The 4,072-nt window shown below is 39.9% G+C and carries 4 protein-coding genes; all 4 read left to right on the plus strand.

The annotated features are described in order from the left end of the window. On the plus strand, positions 1 to 954 hold a 954-nt coding region (locus BZG14_RS14730), incomplete at its 5' end, for a glycosyltransferase (protein WP_077609092.1). Further along, positions 951 to 2,111: a glycosyltransferase family 4 protein gene (locus BZG14_RS14735; RefSeq protein WP_077609093.1), complete on the plus strand. Its 1,161-nt coding sequence runs from the start codon at positions 951 to 953 to the stop codon at positions 2,109 to 2,111. The genes BZG14_RS14730 and BZG14_RS14735, both read left to right, overlap by 4 nt. A gap of 185 nt (positions 2,112 to 2,296) precedes the next feature. After that, a complete protein-coding gene (locus tag BZG14_RS14740; protein WP_077609094.1) occupies positions 2,297 to 3,334 on the plus strand; it encodes a polysaccharide biosynthesis protein in 1,038 nt (345 codons plus the stop codon). Further along, on the plus strand, positions 3,335 to 4,072 hold a 738-nt coding region (locus BZG14_RS14745; protein ID WP_077609095.1), incomplete at its 3' end, for an NAD-dependent epimerase/dehydratase family protein.

Genomic DNA, 4,072 nt, shown 5'->3' on the forward strand with positions numbered 1-4,072 from the left:
GTTTTATCTTATACTCATCATGAAAATAATACAGGTTATTATGAAGGGGTTTTTGTTAAGCGCCTAAAAAATAGCATTTTTTCTCCTTTTAAGATTGCTTGCTTTCTGATGAAAAAGCGTAGGAGTGTTTCTATATTGCATATCCATACACCTAGTCGTATTGGGAAGTTAGCAGTTTTCATTGGATTCCTACTTAGATATAGAGTGATATTTAAATTTCCTAATGAACATCTTCTGAATGGTCGTAATCTATCTGACAGGATGTTATGGCGATCCTTGTTTTTTATGGTTGATCTGTTTGTGGTACTAGAAGAAGATACAAAAAACATCTTAAAAAGAAGGGCAGTGTCTGACGCAAAAGTTTTCTGTGTAGAAAACGGAGTAGAAATGAGTGCACCTAAAAAATTGCCTGAAAGCGATAGCGTTCGCCTAATATTTGTTGGTCGCTTAACCCCTCAAAAGGCTTGTGACCAGCTCATTCATGCATGTTCATTATTAAAAAAAGGCGGTGTTAGTTTTTCTCTAGACGTAGTGGGGGAGGGGGATCTTAGCGATGAACTATCCTCTTTGGCTTGTCATTTAGGTTTGTCAGATCACATTAACTTTATAGGATATCAAGATCGGCCATTAGAGCTAATGAAAAAAAGCGATATTCTTGTTTTACCTTCACTGAAAGAAGGTATGTCAAATGTATTGTTAGAAGCGATATCAATTGGCCTTCCAATCGTTGCGACTGATGTAGGATCTGCGAGTAAGCAGTTAGGCACGTATGGTGAGAAGTTTTTATGTAAACCCTCTGAAGCAGTATGCCTAGCTGATAAAATCCAGCTGTTAGCAAAGGATAAAGAGTTGAGAGACGAATATGGTTCTTACCTTTATAAAAGGGGAGTTGACGTTTTTTCAATCGATACGATTTCTGAAAAGTATATTCAAGCTTACAAGGAGGTTGTGTGATCAATTCACCAAGTGTTTTGATTATTATTCCTTACTACCTGCCAGGATATAAGTCAGGAGGGCCGACGCGAAGCATTTCAAGTATTGTTGATTCTTGTGGCAATGACTTTAGTTTTTCTATCATTACAAGAGATAGAGACTCAGGTGATAAAAACCCTTATGAATCAGTTAATGTGAATTCAATTAATCGTGTCGGAAAGGCTAAGGTTTTGTATGCGAATGATAAGCTATTGACCATAAGTGGCCTTTACCGCTCTATGAGTAATTTAAAGTCTGATGTTATATATTTGAACAGTTTTTTTGACCCTGTTTTTACATTGGTTCCTCTTGTTTTAAATGCCTTGTTTTTCAATAGATTTGTCGTGCTTTGCCCACGCGGAGAGTTTAGCCCTGGAGCCTTAAGTATTAAGGCATTAAAGAAAAAATTTTATATAAGAACGTTTAAGTTTTTTGGGTTGCATAAAAAAATAATTTGGCAGGCTACTACAAAAGAAGAAGCGGGTTTTATTCGCTGTATCTTTGGAGATGAAGTGAAGGTTAAGTTAGCTATGAATATCTCATTGCCCTCCATTGTTACCAAACCATTTTCACCTAAGTCTCGAGTTTTAAAAGTATCATTTTTATCTCGAGTTTCACACAAGAAAAATGTACTAGGTGCTTTAAAAGCTTTATCTAAAGTGTCGTCTAGGGTTTCCTTTGACATCTACGGTCCCTCTTCGCGTCCAGAAGATAAGTCCTATTTGAGAGAATGTCAGGCCTATGCTAAAAGCTTACCGGACAATATTGATGTGAAATTTAAAGGAGAGATTTGTCATGAATCGGTAGGCGAGACCTTGGAAGACTATGATCTTTTCTTTCTACCAACGCTCGGAGAGAATTTTGGCCATGCTATCCTCGAAGCGCTTGCTGCCGGATTGCCCTTGCTTATTAGCAATACGACTCCTTGGAATGATTTAGAAGATAAAAGTGTAGGTTGGGAAGCGGAGCCTACTGATACGGTGAGGTTTGCCGAGTGTATTGAAAAATTTGCTTCGATGTCAGATGATCAACATATAAAAATGCGATTGGCATCTTTGCAATATGCTAAAGATTATTTGGCCTCTAGTGAAGCTGTTGCTCAGACCAAAATTATGTTTACTGAAGTGACGAAAACCTAGTGTCAAGATTACTTGAAGAATAGATTCAGACGCGAACCTCTTACTTTTTATAGTAACGGCGAAAATACGGTTATTATAAAATTAACCTAATGATTTAGAGCTTACGAGAATAAGGTAGAAGGCTTTAATCGGAAAGAACACCTTTTCTTAGAATCGTTCSATCTACTCTATAGAAGACAGTTAAAATGTACGAAAAAAAAATTTTACTAATAACCGGCGGAACAGGATCTTTTGGTAATGCTGTTCTTGACCGTTTTTTGGAAACAGGCATTGAAGAAATACGCATTTTTTCTCGTGATGAGAAAAAGCAAGATGATATGCGGAAAAAATATAATAGTTCAAAGTTGAAGTTCTATATTGGGGACGTGCGTGATCCTCAGAGTATATTTAATGCTACACGTGGTGTAGACTACATTTATCATGCGGCGGCGCTTAAGCAAGTCCCATCGTGTGAATTCCATCCTATGGAAGCAGTCAAAACCAATGTTTTGGGCACGGAAAATGTACTTGAAGCAGCGATTCAAAACGAAGTGAAGCGTGTGGTTTGTCTGAGTACCGACAAAGCCGTGTATCCGATCAATGCAATGGGGATTTCTAAAGCGATGATGGAGAAAGTGATTGTCGCTAAGTCTCGTAATGTGGATCCAGCGAAAACCATGATAGCCGCAACACGTTACGGTAACGTGATGGCATCGCGTGGCTCAGTGATTCCTTTATTTTTGCGGCAAGTGCTAAATGACCAACCATTGACAGTAACAGACCCAAACATGACGCGTTTTATGATGACACTTAATGATGCTGTCGATTTGGTCTTGCATGCGTTCGAACATGGGACTAACGGTGATATTTTCGTCCAAAAAGCGCCAGCAGCCACAATTGAAACGTTAGTGGAAGCATTGAAGCAGATAACACATAAGCCAGAGCATATTGTTAATGTAATTGGCACGCGCCATGGCGAGAAACTTTACGAAGCATTATGCAGTCGCGAAGAGATGTTCGTAGCAGAAGATCAGGGAGGCTATTATAGAATCCCTTCGGATAACCGAGAGTTGAATTACGCCAAGTATCATGATGAAGGCGAACGAGATTTGTCTATTATTGAAGACTACAACTCGCACAACACAGAGCGTCTAGATGTGGACGGTATGATTGCGTTGCTAAGAAAACTCGACTTCATAGGAGACATTGAAGCAGGTAGCTTAGTTGTACCAGAGGGGGTTTAAATGAAGATTGTTGTTACGGGCGCTAAAGGTTTTATTGGTAAAAATCTGTGTGTGATGCTTAGCGAGCATGGCTATCATGATATTGTTGAAGTTGACCGTGAAACACCAGAAACCGTTTTATCGGAGTCACTTAGCAAAGCGGATTTCGTATATCATTTAGCAGGTGTTAACCGTCCTGACGACGAGGCTGAGTTTCAGCACGGGAACACAGACTTGACCCAGTTTATCGTCGATGAACTTAGTCGCAGCAACAAGCACACACCGATAGTGTTGAGTTCATCTATACAAGCAGAACGCGATAACGCATACGGGGCAAGTAAACGACAAGCAGAGCAGTTAGTTGAGCAATATGGTCAGCTAACAAACTCTCCCTACTTTATCTATCGCTTTCCTAATGTGTTTGGAAAATGGTGTCGCCCAAACTACAATTCTTTTGTGGCAACGTTTTGTCACAACATTCTAAATGAGCTAGATATCACGATTAGCGATTCGGCAGCAGCTGTGACCTTGGTTTATATTGATGACGTATGTGCCCGCCTAATTGCATTGTTGGACGGTGGCTCGGAAAGCGGTTACAAGCAGGTCACGCCAGAGTATCCGACGACGGTAGGTGAGGTTGCGACTTTACTACGCAGTTTCAAAGCGAGTAGAGATAACTTAGTTACTGAAGATGTTGGCACTGGCTTAACGCGTGCGCTCTACTCTACATATCTTAGCTACATGACACCAGATCAGTTC

The sequence above is a fragment of the Salinivibrio sp. IB282 genome (genome assembly GCF_001995685.1).
GTDB classification, from domain to species: Bacteria; Pseudomonadota; Gammaproteobacteria; order Enterobacterales; family Vibrionaceae; genus Salinivibrio; species Salinivibrio kushneri.

Coding starts and splice junctions, on each gene's coding strand:
- BZG14_RS14740 (WP_077609094.1), top strand. CDS start 2,297: ATGTACGAAAAAAAAATTTTACTAATAACCGGCGGAACAGGATCTTTT.